This window comes from Kitasatospora sp. NPDC092039 (genome assembly GCF_044756065.1).
GTDB lineage: Bacteria > Actinomycetota > Actinomycetes > Streptomycetales > Streptomycetaceae > Kitasatospora.
In genome coordinates this window covers 10,937-28,026 of sequence record NZ_JBIVSD010000026.1, presented here as the reverse complement: position 1 = coordinate 28,026, position 17,090 = coordinate 10,937, and the positions used below count along the sequence as shown (strand labels likewise).

Genomic DNA, 17,090 nt, shown 5'->3' with positions numbered 1-17,090 from the left:
CAGCGTGTCACATCCCGGACACCCGCCGCCCCGCTGCCCGTACTGCGGGACGGTGGGTGCCCGGCGGCTCAGACCTGGGTGAGGATGCGCAGCACGTCCAGCGACTTCGGCGCCGCGTCCGGGTCGTCCCCGTCTCCCACGGCCAGTGCGACGTGCGCCTCCCGGGCGGCCCGGACGGTCTCCGGCCAGCCGGGGTGGCCGAGGTAGGCGGAGGCCGGCGCGTCCGCACCGACCTCGTGCAGCATCTGCACGGCCCGCAGCACCGCGACGTCCACCAGCGCGGCCTCGGCGGAGTCGCGGAGGATCGTCCCGACGTACTTCTCGGCCGACCAGCGGTCCAGCCAGGTGTCCTCGACCAGCCGGTAGACGGCGTCGGTCACGTCGCCGTACCCCTCTCTCCCGGTCAGCCAGGTCTCCTGCTGGAAACCGGGGTCGGACAGCATGTGCAGCGCCGAGCGCAGTCGGGCTCGCCAGCGCCACCAGGGCAGGTCGTTGAGCGGCATGCCGCCCATCGTGCTGGAGCGGTGGCCCGGACGAGAAGTGTTTCGGGCGTACCGGTGCGAAGAATCTGTGCTGGCGGACATGGTGAACGATCGTACGTTCCCCGTCTGTTCGTGCTCCACTCGCGATCTACACGCGTACCTCCCCGGATTTCGGCGGCCGTTTGCCGTCCGTTCGCATTTCGGCCCTCTCGGCTTGTGGCGCCGGGGCTTGGCTGGTCCCGGTGCGCCGGAGTGCGCCCAGAGAGGGATTAGCGATGACCAGCCGAAGGGACTCGTTCCAGGCCCGTCCCCAGATCGCGCGACGCCGCCGCCGACGCCCGATCGCAGCCGCCGTGACCACCGCGGCCCTGCTCCCCACCCTCTTCTCGGCCTCCGCGTGCGGCGGACCGGCCGATGCCTCCACCAGCGGCAACGATCTGACCGTGATGACCTGGGCCCCGGCCGGGACGGGATCCGCCGACCGCCCGGGCATGACCGCGCTCGCCTCCGCCATCGGCCAGGACGTCAACACCAAGGGCGGAGTGAACGGCCACCGGCTGCGGGTGATCACCTGCAACGAGCACAACACCGCGGACGGTGCCCGCGCCTGCGCCCAGCAGGCGGTGGACGCCAAGGTGGTCGCCGTGATCGGCTCCTACAGCCAGTGGGGCGAGGCGTTCATGCCGGTGCTGGAGCGCGCCGGCATCCCGCTGATCGGCGGCTACGGACTCTCCCAGCCGGAGTTCACCAGCCCGCTGTCCTACCCGGTGGACGGCGGCATGCCGGCCCTGATCTCGGGCAACGGCCGCCAGCTGGTGGACGCCGGCTGCAAGTCCGTCGCCCTGGTCCGCCCGGACACCCCGGCCGGCGACAACCTGCTCGGCTACCTGGGCACCGCGCTGCGGCCGGCCGGGATCAGGCTGACGGACGTCAAGGCGCCCGAGCAGTCCTCCGACTACACCCCGGTGGTCCGCAAGGCGATCGGCAAGGACGAGCCGGGCAACTGCGTCACCAGCGCCCTGGCCGCCGAGCCGACCGGCAACCTGCTGGACTCCTACCGGCGGCTGAACCCGAAGAACACCCGGATCGCCTCGGTGATCGGCAGCGTCCAGCAGTCGGTGGTGGACTCCACCGGCGGCGACACCGGCCCGCTCGGCGGCGCCTACGTCACCAGCTGGTACCCGCCGGAGTCGGCGAAGATCTGGGACGGACTACGCGCGGTGGTGCGCACCGACACCACCGGCGGGCACCCCATCGACGTCTCCGACCCGGGCGTGCAGACCACCTGGGTCGCGTACGAGGTGTTCCGGACGGCGGTGCAGAAGCTCGCGGAGGCCGGCAAGCCGGTCACCCCGAAGGCGGTCTCCTCGCTGCTGGACAGCGGCGAGGGCATCGACGTCGGGATCACCCCGCCGCTGAACTGGGGCACCACCAACATGCTGCCCAGCAGCGGGTCGCCGCGGCTGGTGAACACCTGGGTCACCTACCAGGTGGTCAAGAACGGCCGGATGACCCTGCAGCAGCCGGGCTTCGTCGACGTCCGCTGGGCGCTCACCGGGGGCCGCCCGCCGGCCTGACCCGGAGCCCGTGAGCGGTGGGGGGGGGGGGGGGGCCGGCCCCCCCCCCCCCCCCCCCCCGGCCGGCCGGGGGGGGGGGGGGGGCCCCGGGCCGGGGGGGGGGGCCCCCCGCCCCCCCCCCCGCCCCACGGGGCCGGCCCGCGGGGGGCCCCCCCCCCGGGCCCGCCGGGGGGGGGGGGGGGGGGGGGGGGGGGCCCGGCCCGCCCCCCCCCCCCACCGCTCAGGAGCCGTCGCCGTTCAGGAGCCGTCGCCGTTCAGAGGACGGCGCCGATCACGGCCCGCCGTCGCTCACAGGTCGCCGTCGCTCCGGTTGGGCAGTCCGGTCTGGCCGGCGATCGCGTTCCAGAGGGTGGCGGCCTGCTTCTTCGCGGTGGTCGCGGTGCCGCTCGCCTGGACGGCGTTCTTGTAGTGCTGGTTGTCCTGCTTCTTGGCGTCGCAGGCGCCCTGGGCGTCCTGCGCCCAGGCGGCGTACTCGTCGTCTGCCAGGGCCGAGGCCGTCCAGGCCGCATTGAGCTGGTCGACCAGCTGCTGGCCGCCGGGCAGCTTGTCGGTCTTCAGCTGGCCGAGCTTGCTCTGCAGCTCGCGCCGCTTGCCGGCCGCGGCGGTCAGCGCCTGCTGCGACTCGGGCAGCTTGTCGCACTTCTGCACCGAGGCGACCGCGGAGACCACCGAGCTGCGGCTGTCGCTCGCGGTGCCCAGCAGGTCCGACAGCGGCTGCGCCTGGGCCTTGACCTCCGGGTCGACGGCCGCACCGGAGCCGCTCGCGCTCGGCGTCCCGGGGGTGGCGGCGGTCGCGGCGGAGGTGGCGGCCACCGGGGCCTTCTTCTCGTCCTTGGGCGCGTCGCCGCCGCTCATCAGGACGGCGACCAGGATGCCGGCCGCCGCACAGCCCGCCACCACGCCGCCGATGATCAGCTTGTTGGACGGGCGTCCGCCGCGCCCCGAGCCGTCCCCCTGGGTCGCGTCGTACCCCTGGTCGAAGCCCTGACCGTAGCCCGGGCCCTGCTCCGGGGGGTAACCCTGGCGGTAGTCCTGCGCCGGGTAGGCCGGCTGCGGCTGCGCGGCCGGCGGATAGCCCTGGTAGCCCGGCGCGGGCTGCGGCTGCGGGTAGCCGGGCTGGGCCTGCGCCGCCGGGTAGCCGGCCGCCCGCGGGTCGCCCACCGGGTAGGGCGGCAGGTGCTGGGTCTCCGGGGCCGGATCGGCCTGCGGGGCGCCGTACCCGGGCTGCGGGGCGCCCCAGGGAGCCTGGCCGGGCATCGGCTGCGCGGGCATGGCCTGGGTCGGCAGCACGTGCGCGCCCTCGCCGAGGTACTCCGGCTGCCCGGACGGCTGACCCACCGGCGGCACGGCCGAGTGGCCCTGCGGCTGGCCCGGCTGCCCCGGCTGCCCCTGCGGCTGGCCGGGCTCGGGGCGGAACAGGTCGTCCAGGTTGAAGTCACCGGAGTTCGGGTACGAGCGGCGCTGACTCAACGCGATTCCTCACCTGTGCAGGACCGCGCACTGACGGCGGACCACATCTCGTCGGTTCTTGGGAGCATCACAGTTCCTTGGACGTCGCGCCCACGCTACCGGTTCGCCTCACCGGGTGACCACGTGGGCGGGACATCCGTCACGCTCCCTGCACAGACGATCCGCGGCCCGCCTCCGCCGCCCCGCCGTCCGCCGTCCGTCCCGGGCTCAAGCCGTCCCGGGCACGGCCGGCCCGGGTCTCAGGCCGCCTCCGCGTCCGCCCGGGCGTGGAACTCGCGGACCACCCGCTGCTCCCGGTACGGCTCCAGCCTGCGCCGGAACTCGTCCAGGTACTCCACGCCCCGGTTGGAGCGCAGCCCGCTCAGCAGCCGGACCGCCTGGGCGCCCGTCTCGCAGGCGCGTTCCAGGTCCCGCTGCTGGAGCTGGGCGGTGGCCAGCAGGACGAGGTCCACCGCGCGGCGCCGGACCCTGGTCGGCGGGTGCAGGTCGAGCGCCCGGCGGGCGTAGTGCTCGGCCTGGCCGGCCTGTTCCAGGTCCCGGTGGCAGTGCGCCAGCTCGTCCGCGAGGTAGGCGTCGTCGAAGTGGGCGATCCAGTCCGGGTCGTCCTCCGGGCGGCGCTTCTCCATCATCTCCAGCGCCCTGGCCGACACCGTCTCGCAGGAGCGGGCGTCACCGAGCAGGGCATGGCCGCGGGCCTCGGCGGCGTAGAACATCGCCATCGCCGTCGGGGTGGCCACCGAGCGGGCGCCCTCCTGGGCGGCGCGGGCGAGTTGGGCGATCTCCCGCGGGTTGCCGAGGGTGGCCGCGAGGTGGCTCATCGAGGCGGCCAGCACGTAGCCGCCGTAGCCGCGGTCGTCGGCGGCCTGGGCCAGCCGCAGCGCCTGGATGTAGTAGCGCTGGGCGAGCCCGGGCTGCCCGGTGTCCACCGCCATGTAGCCGGCCAGTTCGGTCAACCGGGCCACCGCGGCGAAGAGTTGGCGCCCGGTCTCCTCCCGGTAGGCGCCGCCGAGCAAGCCGGAGACCACCGAGTTGAGGTAGTGCACCACCACCGGGCGCACATGGCCGCTGCCGAAGCGGTGGTCCAGGTCGACCAGCATCGCGGTGGTCGCCCTGATCGCGGCCACGTCGGTCGGGCCGACCCGGGGGCCGCCGGCCCGCGCCACCACCGGGTCCGGCGGGGTGATCAGCCAGTCCCGGCTGGGCTCCACCAGCGCGGAGGCGGCCACCGTCGCCCCGGTCAGGAAGTCCCGCCGGCCGACGTCGCTGCGCCACAGCTCGCAGACCTGCTCCAGGGCGGCACCGATGGTGGGCGCGAACTGGAGCCCGATGCCGGAGCTCAGGTTCTTGCCGTCCGCCATGCCGATCTCCTCGACCGACACGCTGCGGCCGAGCTTGCGGCCGAGGGCCTCGGCGATCACGGCCGGCGCCTGCCCGCGCGGCTGCTGCCCGCGCAGCCAGCGGGCGACGGAGGTCTTGTCGTACCGAAGGTCCAGCCCGTGCTCGGCGCCGCAGAGGTTGACCCTCCGGGCCAGGCCGGCGTTGGAGCAGCTGGCCTCCTGGATCAGTTGCTGTAGACGCTCGTTGGGCTGTCGTGCGACGAGTGGTCTCGCGGCCATTGGGCTTCGCCTCCCCACACCCTCCGGTCCCGGCCGGCGGGCGACGATTCTGCTGATCTGTTGCCGACTGTCCGACCGTCCAAGGAATCTGACACAAGGTTAGCGATCAGCAACGCCAGCGGGATACCCACGGTGACGAACCGCACCCCCCTTGCGCCCTGGGAAATGCTCCCGTGCGCCCCCGCTGCGCCTGCCCTCGACCCCACCAAATCGGTCGACTAACCGGAACGGGTGACATTGCCGGGATGCACCCAACCGGGGGCCATCGGGCCGTAACCAGCCTCACACACGGTAGTTGAGCAGCCCGTGGAAGACATCCCCGACGCCTCGGGCCGGAACGAGACGGCCGCCGTACCCGCCTTGCTCGTCGAAGCCGTCGGCTACGCCGAGGCCTGCCACTGGGAGGTGGCCCCGGGCGCCTGGCTGATCGACGACGGCGACGGCGGCGTCCGCTGCTCCTGCGACGACCGGCGCTGCACGCTGCCGGGCGCCCACCCGCTGGACCCGGACTGGACGCGGCGGGCGAGCGCCGGGCCGGGCGCGGTCCGGGCCTGGTGGACGACGCAGCCGCAGGCCTCGGTCCTGCTGCCCACCGGGCGCTCGTTCGACGTGCTGGACGTCCCGGAGACGGCCGGCTGCCTGGCGCTCGCCCGGATGGAGCGGATGGACCTCCAACTCGGCCCGGTCGTCGTCCAGCCCGCCGCACCCGGGCGGATCGGGCGGCGGCTGCACTTCCTGGTGCTGCCCGGGATCGCGGCCAGGCTCCCGGAGCTGCTCCGCCGGCTCGGCTGGCCGCCCGGCCGGCTGGACCTGGTCGCCCGCGGCGAGGGCGACTGGACGGTGGCCCCGCCGTCCCGGATCGGCTCCCTGGGGTACGCCCAGTGGGCCCGCTCCCCCTCCGCGTTCAACCGCTGGCTGCCGGACGCCGCCGAACTGATCAGTCCGCTCGCGTACGCCTGCGGCCGCGAGGCGCCCTCGGCCCGGGCCGCCCGGGCCGCCCGGCCGGCGCCGGTGGGCTGAACCCGGCCGGTTCCGTCCGGCCACCAGACGGCCGCCCTCTGCCGATCGGGTGAGGGCGCGCACCGCGCGACACAACGCGCGCGAGTGACGGGCCTTGTCCCCCACCGGGGACGGGGCCCGTCATACGCATGTCCGGATAAGGCTTCCGTGTACCCGCTGGTCAACCGTAGAAGCCCCTCGGACGAGTGACAGCACTCAAGGATTGCCATGATCGGCCGAGGGGAGGAATTGCGGTGTGTGGGGACGCCGGGAGGGGCGCTCGGACGGGGAAGCCGGGCGGCGGCGGTGGAGGGGAGCGGAGGGGACGGAGGGGAACGGGAGGGAGCAGGGAGGGACGGGGAGGACGAAGGGGCCCGCTGCACGGGGAGCAGCGGGCCCCTTCGCTGTACCGGCTCCGCCCCTTCGGCGGGACGCGGGCTCAGGCCTGGGCGACGAAGACGTGCTGGGCGATGTCCTTGCCCAGCTCCGCCGCGTTGTCGCCGGTGCCGACCAGCACGCCGCCGACGCCGGCGCTCACCTTGACCGTGGAGCCCGGCCGGACACCGGCCCGCCGCAGGGTGCTCATCAGCGCGCTGTCGGTCTGGATCGGCTCGCCGATCCGGCGGACCACCACGTCGGCGCCGGCCTCACCCGGCTTGACGGTGTCCAGCGCGACGAGCCCGGCGTCGAAGCCCTCCCCCTCGGCCTTGGTGTCGCCCAGCTCGTCCAGGCCCGGGATCGGGTTGCCGTACGGGGACTGGGTGGGGTGGCCGAGCATGGCGAGCACCTTGCGCTCGACCGTCTCGCTCATCACGTGCTCCCAGCGGCAGGCCTCCTCGTGCACCTGCTCCCACTCCAGGCCGATCACGTCGACGAGCAGGCACTCGGCGATGCGGTGCTTGCGCATCACGCGCACCGCGAGCCGGCGGCCCTCCTCGGTCAGTTCGAGGTGGCGATCCCCGGCGACCTGGAGCAGCCCGTCGCGCTCCATCCGGCCGACCGTCTGGCTGACCGTGGGGCCGCTCTGTTCGAGCCGCTCCGCGATCCGGGCACGCATCGGGACGATGCCCTCCTCCTCCAGCTCCAGGATGGTGCGAAGGTACATCTCAGTGGTGTCGATCAGCCCAGACATCGCCGCTGGCTCCGTTCTTCGGTGTCCTCACCGCCAATTCTGACGTACCGGACCGACAACCGGGCCCGCCCCGGGGCTGCGGAGACCCGTTTTGTTCCTGTTGACAACGATGCCGCCGGAGCGCGACCGTGCTCGCCGGAGCTTTCTCCCCGGCGGTCTGGACCACCCGGACCACCCCACCCGGCCGGAATCCCCCACCGGCAGAGAGCGCAGGCAGCAGATGAACGACCTGGTCGGCCGGTACTTCGACGCCGCGATCTCCCACCTCCAGCGGGTCCGCGAGGAGGAGGCCGACACCATCGAGGCCGCCGCCGCGCTGCTGGCGGAGGCGATGACCGAGGGCCGACGGGTCTTCACCTTCGGCGCCGGGCACTCCGCGCTGGCGGCCCAGGACGTGGTCTACCGGGCCGGCGGGCTGGTCCCGATGAACCTGCTGAACGTCCCCGGGACGGTCGGGGTGACGGTGATGCCCGCGCCGCTGTCCAGCGCGCTGGAGCGGGTCTCCGGGCTGGCCACCGCCACCCTGGACCTGACCCCGGCGACCACCGGGGACCTGCTGTTCGTGATCTCGCTCTCCGGCCGCCAGGTGATGCCGGTCGAGCTGGCCCGGTACGCCCGGGACCGCGGCCTCAAGGTGGTCGGGGTGACCTCGCTGGCGTACCCGGACGAGGTGCCCTCGGCGCACCCGACCGGCACCTACCTGAAGGACCACTGCGACGTGGTGCTGGACAGCAAGATCGCGGTCGGCGACGGCGAGCTGACCCACCCCGGCGCCGAGACCACCTTCGGCCCGGTCTCCACCGTCGTGACCAGCGCGCTGATGCAGGCCGTGGTCGCCTCGGCGGTCGGCCGGCTCGCCGACCGGGCGGCCGCCGGGCAGTGCCCCGCGCCGCCGCTGTTCCGCTCCGGCAACGTCCCGGGCGGCACCGAGTGGAACGCCAAGCAGATGGCCGAGAACGCCGACCGGGTCTTCTACACCTACTGACCGCACCCGACCTACTGACCCGCACCGGACCCACCGCACCGGCCCGGTCGCCCGCGCACACCCGCCGCCCCCGCGCGCCCCCGCCACCTCCCCGCACGCTGGGTGCCGGGTCGAACACGCGGAGTACCGGACAACCAGCGGGCCTTCCCGGCCACATCCGGCCACCCCGGGCGCCGCCAGGCGTACCGGCGAGCCGCCCGGGGCAGGAAAGGGTGCGACCGGAGCGACTGGTGGGGGCCGAACATGGCGTCTGTTGCGGGACGGACCGGGTGGGTGAGTGAGCGGGACCTGCTGCCGGAGTTCTTCTGGGCCGCCGACGCGGCCTCGCTGCGCGGGCAGCGACGCTCGGTGCTGCTCTGCGCCTGGGAGCTGGCCCTGCTGGTGGTCGCCGCGGCGACCGGTTCGGCCGACGGCGAGCCCTGGGCCTGGCCGGCGGCGGTGGCCTACCTCGGCGCGGTCGCGCTGGCGCTGGTGGCCGGCCGGCAGAACCCGCAGGGCCTCTGGTACGAGGGCCGGGCCGCCGCCGAGTCGGTGAAGACGCTGGCCTGGAAGTACGCCGTCCGGGCCGACGCCTACCAGCCCCCGCCGCGCCCCCTGCCGGACGCCGAGGGCCTCTACCGCTTCCAGCTCGCCCGGGTGCTCGGCGCGTTCCGGGACAGCCCGGTGGCCGTCCCGGAGGCCGGGGTGGGGATCACCCCGGCCATGCGCGACCTGCGCGGGCAGCCGCTGGCGGTGCGCCGCGAGGTGTACCTGGGCGAGCGGATCCAGCTGCAGCACGACTGGTACCTCGCCAAGGCCCGCTACTGCGCCCGCGCCGGGTACTGGGCCGGGGTGCTGGGCGTGCTGCTGCCCGCGCTCGGCCTGGTGCTCGCCCTGCTGCGGGCGCTCGGCGCGTTCGGCTACGACGCGCTGGGCACGGTCTCGGCGGTGGCCGCCTCGGTCGCCGCCTGGGCGCAGCTGCGCCAGTACCGGCCGCTGGCCGCGGCGTACGCCCTGGCAGCCGAGGAGTTGGCGCAGATCCAGCGCCAACTCGCCCGGCTGGACCTGGATTCGATGGAGGCCGAGGAGGTCTGGGCCCGCCTGGCCCGGGACGCCGAGGACGCGATCTCCCGCGAGCACACCACCTGGCAGGCCCGCCGGGAGGTGCGCACCACCACCGACCGGGAGCACGCAACCGACCCGGATCACTGAGGAGGCCGCAGGTGTCGTTACGGATGGTCAAGACGGCGGACCACCGCGCGCTCGCCGTCGAGTCGCTCGGCGACCCGCGCGGCCGTCCGGTGTTCCTGCTGCACGGCATGCCCGGCAGCCGGGTCGGCCCGCACCCGCGCAGCACCGTGCTGTACCGGCTGGGCGTCAGGCTGATCTCGTACGACCGGCCCGGCTACGGCGACTCCACCCGGCTGTTCGGCCGCCGGGTCAGCGCGGCGGCCGCGGACGTGCGGACCATCGCGGACGAGTTCGGGCTGGACAGCTTCGCGGTGCTCGGCCGCTCCGGCGGCGGCCCGCACGCGCTGGCCTGCGCGGCGCTGCTGCCGGAGCGGGTCAGCCGGGTGGCGGTGCTGGTCGGGCTCGCGCCGCGCGACGCGGCCGGCCTGGACTGGTACGCGGGGATGACGCCGTCCAACGTCCGCGCCTACAAGGAGGCCGAACGCGGGCACGGCCGGATCACCGACTCGATGGAGTTCCGCTCCCGGCAGATCAAGGACGACCCGGCCCGGCTGCTGAACGGGCTGCGCACCGAACTCTCCGCCGCCGACCGGGAGGTGGTGGCCGACAGCGGGCTGCGGCGGATGCTCCAGAGCAACTACCGGGAGGCGTTCCGGCACGGCGCGGACGGCTGGATCGACGACATGATGGCGTTCACCGCCGACTGGGGGTTCGACGTCGGGTCGATCCGGGTGCCGACCTGGCTATGGCACGGCGCGGACGACCAGTTCTCCCCGGTCGACCACTCCCGCTGGCTGGCCGACCACATCCCGGACGCCGAACTGTTCCTGGAGCCCGGCGCCGCGCACTTCGGCGCGTTCCGGGTGATGACCACCGCGCTGGCCTGGACGGCGGGGTGGGGCGATCCGGGGTCACGCCCGTACCGGCGTCAGGGGCGCTGAGCCGCCGAGCACCGCCAGCACGTTGTCCACCGCCAGGCCGCCCATCGCCTGCCGGGTGCGGACGGTGGCGCTGCCCAGGTGCGGGGCGAGCACCGCGCGCTCCTGGGCGAGCAGCGCGGACGGGACGGCCGGCTCGTGCTCGAAGTTGTCCACGGCGGCGGCGAACAGCGCGCCGGACTCCAGCGCGGCGGCCAGCGCCTCCTCGTCCACCACGCCGGCGGTCATGCTGACCACCACCGCGCCGCGCGGCAGCAGGGCGAGCCGGCGGGCGTCCAGCAGGTGCCGGGTCGCGGCGGTGAACGGGCAGGTGACGACCAGCACGGTGGAGGTGGCGAGCAGTTCCTCCAGCGGCTTCCAGTCGGCGCCCTCGGCCAGCTCGGGCGGCAGTTCGGTGCGGTTGTGGTAGCTGACCGGCATGTCGAAGGCGCGGGCCCGGCGGGCCACCGCCTGCCCGATCCGGCCCATGCCGAGCACGCCCAGCGGGGTGCCGGCCAGCTCCAGGCCGAGCAGGAAGTTCGGCGCCCAGGTCCAGGGCGCGCCGGAGCGCAGCAGCCGCTCGCCCTCGCCGAGCCGGCGGGTGGCGGCCAGCAGCAGCGCCCAGGCCATGTCGGCGGTGGCGGTGGTGAGCACGCCGGGGGTGTTGGTGACCAGCACACCGCGGTCGGCGCAGGCGGCCACGTCCACGTTGTGGTACCCGACGGCGTGGTTGGCGACGACGGCCAGCCGCGGGCCGGCCGCGTCGAGGAACTCGGCGTCCACCCGGTCGTCCAGGGTGGTGATCACGGCCCGCCGGCCGCGGACGGCGTCCAGCAGCTCGGCCCGGTCCATCGCCCGGTCGGAGTCGTGGCAGGTGGCCTCGTGGTGCGCGGTGAGCCGTTCGACGACGCCGGGGGCGAGGCGCCGGGTGACCAGGACCGGGGGCGGGGTCCGCTCGCTCATGCGCACCCCTCGGTGGTTCGCTCGCTGCGCTCACTCATGGTTCGGCAGCGTACCCCGCCCCCGGCCCCCGTCAGACCGGCTGCGGCTCCAGGTCGCGGTTGATCCGCTTCCAGCCGCGCGCGGCGACCGTGTTGGGGTGCTCCTCGCCGAACTGCCGGATCAGCTCGGAGATCGCCCGCGCCCGCAGCTCGGCGGCCTGGGTGTGCCGGCCCCCCGCCCGCAGGGTGATCGCCAGGTTCGCCTCGCAGGCCACCGCGTCCGGGTGCTGGGCGCTGTAGCGGTCGCACAGCCCCTGGTACGCGGCCCGGCCCAGCCGCTCGGCGCGGTCGGTCTGCCCGTCGTCGCCGTAGGCGTTGGCCAGGTTGATCATCGCGTTGAGGGTGTACGGGTGCTCCGGCCCGACCGAGCGGGTCAGCCCCTCGACGGTGAGCCGGCCGCGCTCGATGGCGCCCTGGACGTCGCCGCTGCCCCGTAGGTAGATGCCGAGGTTGTTGGCGCAGGCCAGGGTGAACGGGTGCTCGTCGCCGAACAGCCGCCGGTGGCCCTCGAAGACGGTGGAGCAGAGGTCCCGGGCGGCCTCCTTGTCGCCGGAGGCGCTGTGGTCGGCGGCCAGGTTGAGCGCGCAGGCGAGCGCGTCGGGGGCGTCGGCGCCGTAGCGCTCCAGGTAGCGCTCGTAGGTCTCCTTGGTGATCCGGCGGGCCTCGGCGAGCTGGCCGATCCGGCGCAGCGAGACGGCCAGCGACTTGGCGTTGCGCAGGTTCTCCGGCAGGTCCGGGTCGAGCACGTCGCCGAGGTCGGAGGTGACCTCCTGGAGGAGGTCCACCGAGCCGCGGTAGTCGCCGAGTTCGCGCAGGTCGCGGGCCAGGTTGGACTTGGTGGACAGGGTGTAGGGGTGCTTGGGGCCGAGTACGGCGGTGCGCCGGTCGAGGGTCTCCTGGTCGAGTTCGCGGGCCGCCTCGCTGTCGCCGACCAGCCGGTAGTCGATCGCCAGGTTGTTCGCCATGGAGAGCGTGCGCGGGTTGTCGTCGCCGAACAACTCCCGGAACTGGTCGAGGATTTCGCGGTCGAGGTCGAGGGCGGCCTGGAACCGGCCGAGCGCCCGGCGGTCGGCGCCGAGCGAGCCGGCCGTCATCAGGGTGTACGGGTGGTGCTCGCCGAGCAGCGCCCGCTGGCGCTCCAGGGTGTCCTCGTCCAGGGCCAGCGCCTCGCCGTAATTGCCCTGGGAGCGCAGCACGTTGGCGAGCTGGAAGCGCAGCAGCAGGGTCTGCCGGTCGTCCTCGCCGAGCTTGCCGGTCCACTCCACGTCCAGGGCGTGGCCGAGGTCGCGGGCGCGGTCGAGCTCGCCGCGCTTCCACAGGTAGCGGACCCGGTCGATGAGCAGCTGGCGGGTGTCCGCCTCGTCGCAGTTGTGCGCCTTGGACGGCGACAGGTGCGGCCAGATCTCGTCGAAGGCGGGCCAGTTGGCCGGGTCGTCGGTGTCGCCGAGGACGGGCCGGGCGCCGGTGAGGATGCGGTGCACCTCGTGGACGGCGATCTCCTGCTCCTCGTCGGTCATCCCGGCCCGGATCACCGCCTGGACCAGCCGGTGCACCTGGAAGCTGTTGCTGCCGGCGTCGACCTTGGCCAGCGCGTACCGGCCGATCGCCTGGATCACCTTGCCCAGCATGAACTTGTCGCTGAGGTCGGCGTCGAACCTCACCAGCGCCCGGATCATCTGGTCGCTGTAGAAGAGGTTCATCGAGATCGGCTCGGGCGCGAAGAACGCGCACAGCTGGAGCAGCCGGACGGCCGCCGGGGACTGCTGGCGCAGCCGTCCGATCGACACGTTCCAGGTCGCGGCGACCGGGGTCGGGTAGTCGGCCGGGCGGCCGACGGCCAGCGCGCGGGCGGCCTCGGCGTGCAGCTGGGAGACGTAGGCCTCCACCGGGGTGCCGGTGGTGTCCAGCCAGGCGGCGGCCACCTCGACGGCCAGCGGCAGGTCGCCGACGGCTTCGGCGACCCGGTCGGCGTCCGGGCGGGAGAGGCTGCGGGCGCGCCGGCACAGGTGCTCGACGCTCTCGCCGCGGGTGAAGACGTCGACCTCCAGCGCCTCGGCGTGCCCGGTCCAGGCCTGGTTGCGGGAGGTGACCAGGATGTGGCCGGACCCGCCGGGGAAGAACCGGCGGATCTCGGCGGGCTCGTCGGCGTTGTCGAAGATCAGCAGCCAGCGCGAGGTGGGCACGCCGCGCCGCAGCGCCTCGCGGGCCGCCTCGGCGGCCTCGGTCACCGAGTCGCCGACCCGCAGGCCCAGCCGGCGGGCGAGCTCGGCGAGCGCCGGGGCGACCAGCTCGGTCTGCTCGGCGTCGATCCACCAGACCAGGTCGTAGTCGGACATGAAGCGGTGGGCGTACTCCAGCGCCACCTGGGTCTTGCCGACGCCGCCGAGCCCGTACAGGGTCTGCGGGGTGGGCAGCACGGCCGCCATGCCGCCGCGCAGCTGGTTGCGCAGCTGCTCCAGGACGGCGGCGCGGCCGGTGAAGGAGGGGTTGCGCGGCGGGACGTCCCACACCGAGGGCTTGCTGCCGGGGAACCGCGGGCCGCCGCTGGGCGCGTCGTCGAGCGGCGCGTCGCCGCGGCCGAGCGCGCGCAGCAGGCTCTGGATCGACTGGGCCTCGTCGCGGCCGACCAGGTCGACCGGGTTGCGGTTGCTGAACGGCGCGGTGAGCCGCACGTCGCCGACCCGGACCGGCAGCAGCTGGCGCCGGGTGCCGGACGGGTCGGAGCTGACCACCGACTCCCACAGCGCCCGCGCCTGCGGGGAGCGCTGGTAGGCGGGCGAGAGCACGGCGACCGTCCGGTACGCGGAGTCGATGCCGCGTTCGGTCTCCTCGCGCGGGTCGGTGCCGGCGCTGAGGTCGCGCGGCAGCACCCGGAAGCCGGCCCTGGTCAGGACGGACTCGATCCAGTCCGCCCACATCCGGTCCTCGGGGACGTAGGAGAGGTAGAGGTCGGCGGGCACGGACGGGCGGCGGCGGGTGAACGCGTCCACGTAGCGCAGCCGCACCTCCTCGTCCATCGCCGGCAGGCCGGCCGCCCGGCCCTCGGTGATCACGGAGGTGAGGCGCTCGCAGGCGGCCAGCATCGAGGTGGGCGTGCCGGTCTGGTCGCCGAAGGTGGCGAGGATCTCCTCGTAGGCGTAGAACGGCCGGTACGGGATCTCCACCGAGCCCCAGTACTGGGCGAGTTCCTCGCCGTTCAGGCCGGCCGGCAGCCCGTCGAAGCGGACCCTGGCGAGGGCGCGGCCGGCGTCCGCCTTCTCCTTCTCGCCCTCGTCGATGCGCATCGGGACGGGCAGGATGCGGATGCCGCGCTCGCGGTAGCGGTCGTGGATGTGCTGGGCGATCCGGGAGGCGCCGTCGATGGACTGGTCGCTGAGGGTGAAGCAGACCACCAGGTCGTCGGGCATCTGGACGGTGCAGATCTCGGCGATGTCGGACAGACCGGTGCGCGAGTCGATCAGCACGTAGTCGTAGCGCTTGGCCATGTCGGCCTTGAGGGCGTCGAAGAACTGCCCGCCGTCGAAGCGGTCGTAGAAGATGTCCCAGTCGAGGTGGGTGACGGCCTCGGAGTAGTCGCGGTTGAACTGGCCCGCGGAGAGGAAGTCCAGGCTGCCGCCGGCCGGGAAGTACGGCCAGGTGAGCGAGAGCGCGTGTGGGTGCACCCGGGCGAAGTCCAGGTGCCAGCCCTCGGCGTGCTCGACCGGGCGCAGCGCCTCCTCGCGGTACTCGGCGATCAGGTCCATCATGCCGGTGGTGCCGGCCAGCGAGGCCGGGTCGAGGAACGGGTGGAAGAACTTGGCGAGGCCGGGCGCCTCCAGGTCCCAGTCCACGGTGAGCACCCGGAAGCCGTTGGCGGCCAGGATCCAGGCAGTGTTGGCCAGCGCCATGGTGCGGCCGGTGCCGCCCTTGTACGAGTAGAAGGTGATGATCCGGCCGTTGCGGTGCTGTTCCGCCGCCTGCCGCTCGGCCTCCCGCTGGGCGGCCAGGTCGGCGGAGGTGAGCCCGCCGAGGCGGAGGTTCCTGGTGCGGTTGTCAGTCATCGCGGTCCTCGTCCTCCCAAGGGCGCCATCCCGTCATCGGGTTCATCGCCGTCGTCGCGGTGCGGGTCGTGCTCGCGGTACGGGTCCTGCGCTCGGTGCGGGCTCTGCTCTCGGTGCGGGTCGTGCTCTCGGGGCGGGCTCTGTCCCCGGGGCGGGTCCTGCGCTCGGGGCGGGTCCTGCGCTCGGGGCGGGCTCTGCTCCCGGTACGGGTCCTGCGCTCGGGGCCGGTGCTGCTCCCGGTGGGGGCCGCCGTCGTCGCCGCGCTCCTCGTCCTCCTCGAAGGGGTCCACCGGCGCTCCGTCCGGTCCGTACCCGCCTCCCCCGCGGCGGAACGCCTCCCGCAGGCTCGGTCGGGGCGACGGCGGTTCCTCCGGTTCGGCCCTGGTGCGGCCCTCGAACGCGTACTTGGCCTTCATCGCCGCCCGGGGCAGGGCGTCGTCGAAGTCCTCCAGGGTGTGCAGCCCGGTCGGGCCGGTCGCGCCGAGGAAGCTCGGCCGGCTGGCCCGCCGGCTGATCCGCAGCGCCTCGTCGCTCAGCTCGCCCAGCTCGTCCGCGCATTCGGCGCACTCCGGGTCGTCCCTGTTGAACGGCTCCAGGATGCTCACCCAGGCGGCGTCCGAACGGTCGAAGCGCCGGACCAGCTCGCGCCGGCGCGGGTCGCGCAGCGCCCAGCGGTCGAGCAGCAGCAGGCCGGGCGCCTCGGCGTTGCCGCCGATGATCGACTCGACCTCGTCGTCGAACTCGTGCACGGTCGGCTGGAACCCCAACTGCCGTGCCAGCCGGACCGCGTGCTGCGCGATCGGCGAGCCGACCGGCTGGTACGGGTGCCAGTCGGTGCGCCGCTCGCCGTAGTAGTCGGGGCTGCGGTCGGCGGGCAACTCGTGCTGGTGGTAGGCGAGTACGGAGATCCGCAGCTGCTTGGTCGGAGCGGTGACGTTGAACGCGCTCGGGAGCGTGTTGAACTCCAGCCGCCGCCCGACCGGGATCACCGTCTCCTCCGCGACCTGCACGATCCGGGCGGCCAGCCGGTGCACGGCCAACTCGTAGGAGGAGCGGAAGTAGCTGAGCTTCATCAGCGCGTACAGGCCCTCGGTGGCGTACTCGGGACCGAAGCTCGCGTGGTTGAACTGGAGTTCGCTGGCCACGTCGGGCAGCCGGTAGCGGCTCATCGGCGCCCACAGCACCGGGACGATGCCGCTGGTGCGCTCGGAGTCGAGGTTCGCCGGGTAGACCGGCCGGCGGGTGAAGGCGTGCCATTCCTGGCCGCACGGAACGCTGTTGAAGTACCTCGGGGAGTAGAGCGGCACGAAGACCCGGCACGTCGCCAGCTCCTCGGACAGTCGGTCGGCCCACAGCTCGCCCTGGTGCATGGACTCGTCCATGAAGCCGACCGCGACCCCGTCCGGGACGGTGGTGAGCTGGAGCACCGCCTCGCAGAGGTCCCGGTACAACTGCCTGACCCAGTGGTTCGGATCGCCCGCGCCCCGCGCACCGGCCTTCGGGGTGTGCGCGTAGGAGAGGAAGAAGTACGGCCGGGCGTCGTCCTCGTCCCAGCCCCGGTCAGTCACACGCGCCTCCCCCGGGCCCGTCGGCAACCTGCCTCCCGCAGCCCCCGTGCGGCGGGGCTTCAGTGTAGGAACGACTGACACCCCAATGGAATAGCACAACGTCTCGCACGAATTGACATGACCGAAACGATGC

The 17,090-nt window shown here is 74.0% G+C and carries 12 protein-coding genes; 5 read left to right on the top strand and 7 right to left on the bottom strand.

The genetic code is table 11. From position 1 onward, the window contains the following. Positions 1-68 precede the first annotated feature (68 nt). Positions 69-584, bottom strand: coding sequence for a hypothetical protein (locus ACIQI7_RS34830; RefSeq protein ID WP_401117870.1), 516 nt, complete (start codon positions 582-584; stop codon positions 69-71). A gap of 173 nt (positions 585-757) precedes the next feature. Between ACIQI7_RS34830 and ACIQI7_RS34825 the strand changes: the two genes are divergently transcribed. Beyond that, positions 758-2,059 (top strand): ABC transporter substrate-binding protein, encoded by a 1,302-nt coding sequence (locus tag ACIQI7_RS34825; RefSeq protein WP_401117868.1) that lies wholly within the window; start codon positions 758-760, stop codon positions 2,057-2,059. Positions 2,060-2,347: 288 nt separating this feature from the next. Here the strand turns inward: ACIQI7_RS34825 and ACIQI7_RS34820 are convergent, their stop codons facing one another. Continuing rightward, complete coding sequence (locus tag ACIQI7_RS34820; protein WP_401117866.1) at positions 2,348-3,529, bottom strand: hypothetical protein; 1,182 nt, start codon at positions 3,527-3,529, stop codon at positions 2,348-2,350. Between the two features lie 239 nt (positions 3,530-3,768). After that, positions 3,769-5,145, bottom strand: a complete 1,377-nt coding sequence (locus tag ACIQI7_RS34815) for a transcriptional regulator (protein ID WP_355251029.1) — start codon at positions 5,143-5,145, stop codon at positions 3,769-3,771. A gap of 306 nt (positions 5,146-5,451) precedes the next feature. Here ACIQI7_RS34815 and ACIQI7_RS34810 point away from each other — a divergent pair, with 306 nt between their 5' ends. Beyond that, complete coding sequence (locus tag ACIQI7_RS34810; RefSeq protein WP_401117864.1) at positions 5,452-6,165, top strand: bifunctional DNA primase/polymerase; 714 nt, start codon at positions 5,452-5,454, stop codon at positions 6,163-6,165. 418 nt (positions 6,166-6,583) lie between these two features. Here the strand turns inward: ACIQI7_RS34810 and ACIQI7_RS34805 are convergent, their stop codons facing one another. Then, positions 6,584-7,276 carry a metal-dependent transcriptional regulator gene (locus tag ACIQI7_RS34805; RefSeq protein WP_401117862.1) on the bottom strand — a complete coding sequence of 231 codons (693 nt, stop codon included), beginning with the start codon at positions 7,274-7,276 and terminating at the stop codon, positions 6,584-6,586. 220 nt (positions 7,277-7,496) lie between these two features. Here ACIQI7_RS34805 and ACIQI7_RS34800 point away from each other — a divergent pair, with 220 nt between their 5' ends. From ACIQI7_RS34800 to ACIQI7_RS34790, 3 genes are all read left to right on the top strand, one after another. Beyond that, the gene (locus tag ACIQI7_RS34800) at positions 7,497-8,261 is read left to right on the top strand and encodes a sugar isomerase domain-containing protein (RefSeq protein WP_401117860.1); all 765 of its coding nucleotides are present in this window, start codon (positions 7,497-7,499) and stop codon (positions 8,259-8,261) included. 273 nt (positions 8,262-8,534) lie between these two features. After that, positions 8,535-9,452, top strand: coding sequence for a DUF4231 domain-containing protein (locus ACIQI7_RS34795; protein WP_401117858.1), 918 nt, complete (start codon positions 8,535-8,537; stop codon positions 9,450-9,452). A 23-nt stretch (positions 9,453-9,475) separates the two neighbouring features. Next, positions 9,476-10,372, top strand: a complete 897-nt coding sequence (locus tag ACIQI7_RS34790) for an alpha/beta fold hydrolase (RefSeq protein WP_387760043.1) — start codon at positions 9,476-9,478, stop codon at positions 10,370-10,372. On the opposite strand, the gene ACIQI7_RS34785 is transcribed toward ACIQI7_RS34790, so the two are convergent. The 3 genes from ACIQI7_RS34785 to ACIQI7_RS34775 form a co-directional block, all read right to left on the bottom strand. Continuing rightward, positions 10,343-11,311, bottom strand: a complete 969-nt coding sequence (locus tag ACIQI7_RS34785) for a 2-hydroxyacid dehydrogenase (protein ID WP_401117856.1) — start codon at positions 11,309-11,311, stop codon at positions 10,343-10,345. The two genes, ACIQI7_RS34790 and ACIQI7_RS34785, sit on opposite strands and share 30 nt — an antisense overlap. A 70-nt stretch (positions 11,312-11,381) precedes the next feature. Then, a complete protein-coding gene (gene fxsT, locus ACIQI7_RS34780) occupies positions 11,382-15,389 on the bottom strand; it encodes an FxSxx-COOH system tetratricopeptide repeat protein (protein WP_401117854.1) in 4,008 nt (1,335 codons plus the stop codon). Continuing rightward, positions 15,386-16,957, bottom strand: coding sequence for a TIR-like protein FxsC (locus ACIQI7_RS34775; protein ID WP_401117852.1), 1,572 nt, complete (start codon positions 16,955-16,957; stop codon positions 15,386-15,388). The genes fxsT and ACIQI7_RS34775 overlap by 4 nt, the downstream gene beginning before the upstream one ends. Between the last annotated feature and the right edge of the window lie 133 nt (positions 16,958-17,090).

What these genes read in the sequence shown, in the direction of transcription:
- ACIQI7_RS34815 (WP_355251029.1), bottom strand. Translation starts at nt 5,145, where the DNA reads ATGGCCGCGAGACCACTCGTCGCACGACAGCCCAACGAGCGTCTACAG.
- ACIQI7_RS34830 (WP_401117870.1), bottom strand. Translation starts at nt 584, where the DNA reads ATGTCCGCCAGCACAGATTCTTCGCACCGGTACGCCCGAAACACTTCT.
- ACIQI7_RS34825 (WP_401117868.1), top strand. Translation starts at nt 758, where the DNA reads ATGACCAGCCGAAGGGACTCGTTCCAGGCCCGTCCCCAGATCGCGCGA.
- ACIQI7_RS34790 (WP_387760043.1), top strand. Translation starts at nt 9,476, where the DNA reads ATGGTCAAGACGGCGGACCACCGCGCGCTCGCCGTCGAGTCGCTCGGC.
- ACIQI7_RS34805 (WP_401117862.1), bottom strand. Translation starts at nt 7,276, where the DNA reads ATGTCTGGGCTGATCGACACCACTGAGATGTACCTTCGCACCATCCTG.
- ACIQI7_RS34800 (WP_401117860.1), top strand. Translation starts at nt 7,497, where the DNA reads ATGAACGACCTGGTCGGCCGGTACTTCGACGCCGCGATCTCCCACCTC.
- ACIQI7_RS34785 (WP_401117856.1), bottom strand. Translation starts at nt 11,311, where the DNA reads ATGAGCGAGCGGACCCCGCCCCCGGTCCTGGTCACCCGGCGCCTCGCC.
- fxsT (WP_401117854.1), bottom strand. Translation starts at nt 15,389, where the DNA reads ATGACTGACAACCGCACCAGGAACCTCCGCCTCGGCGGGCTCACCTCC.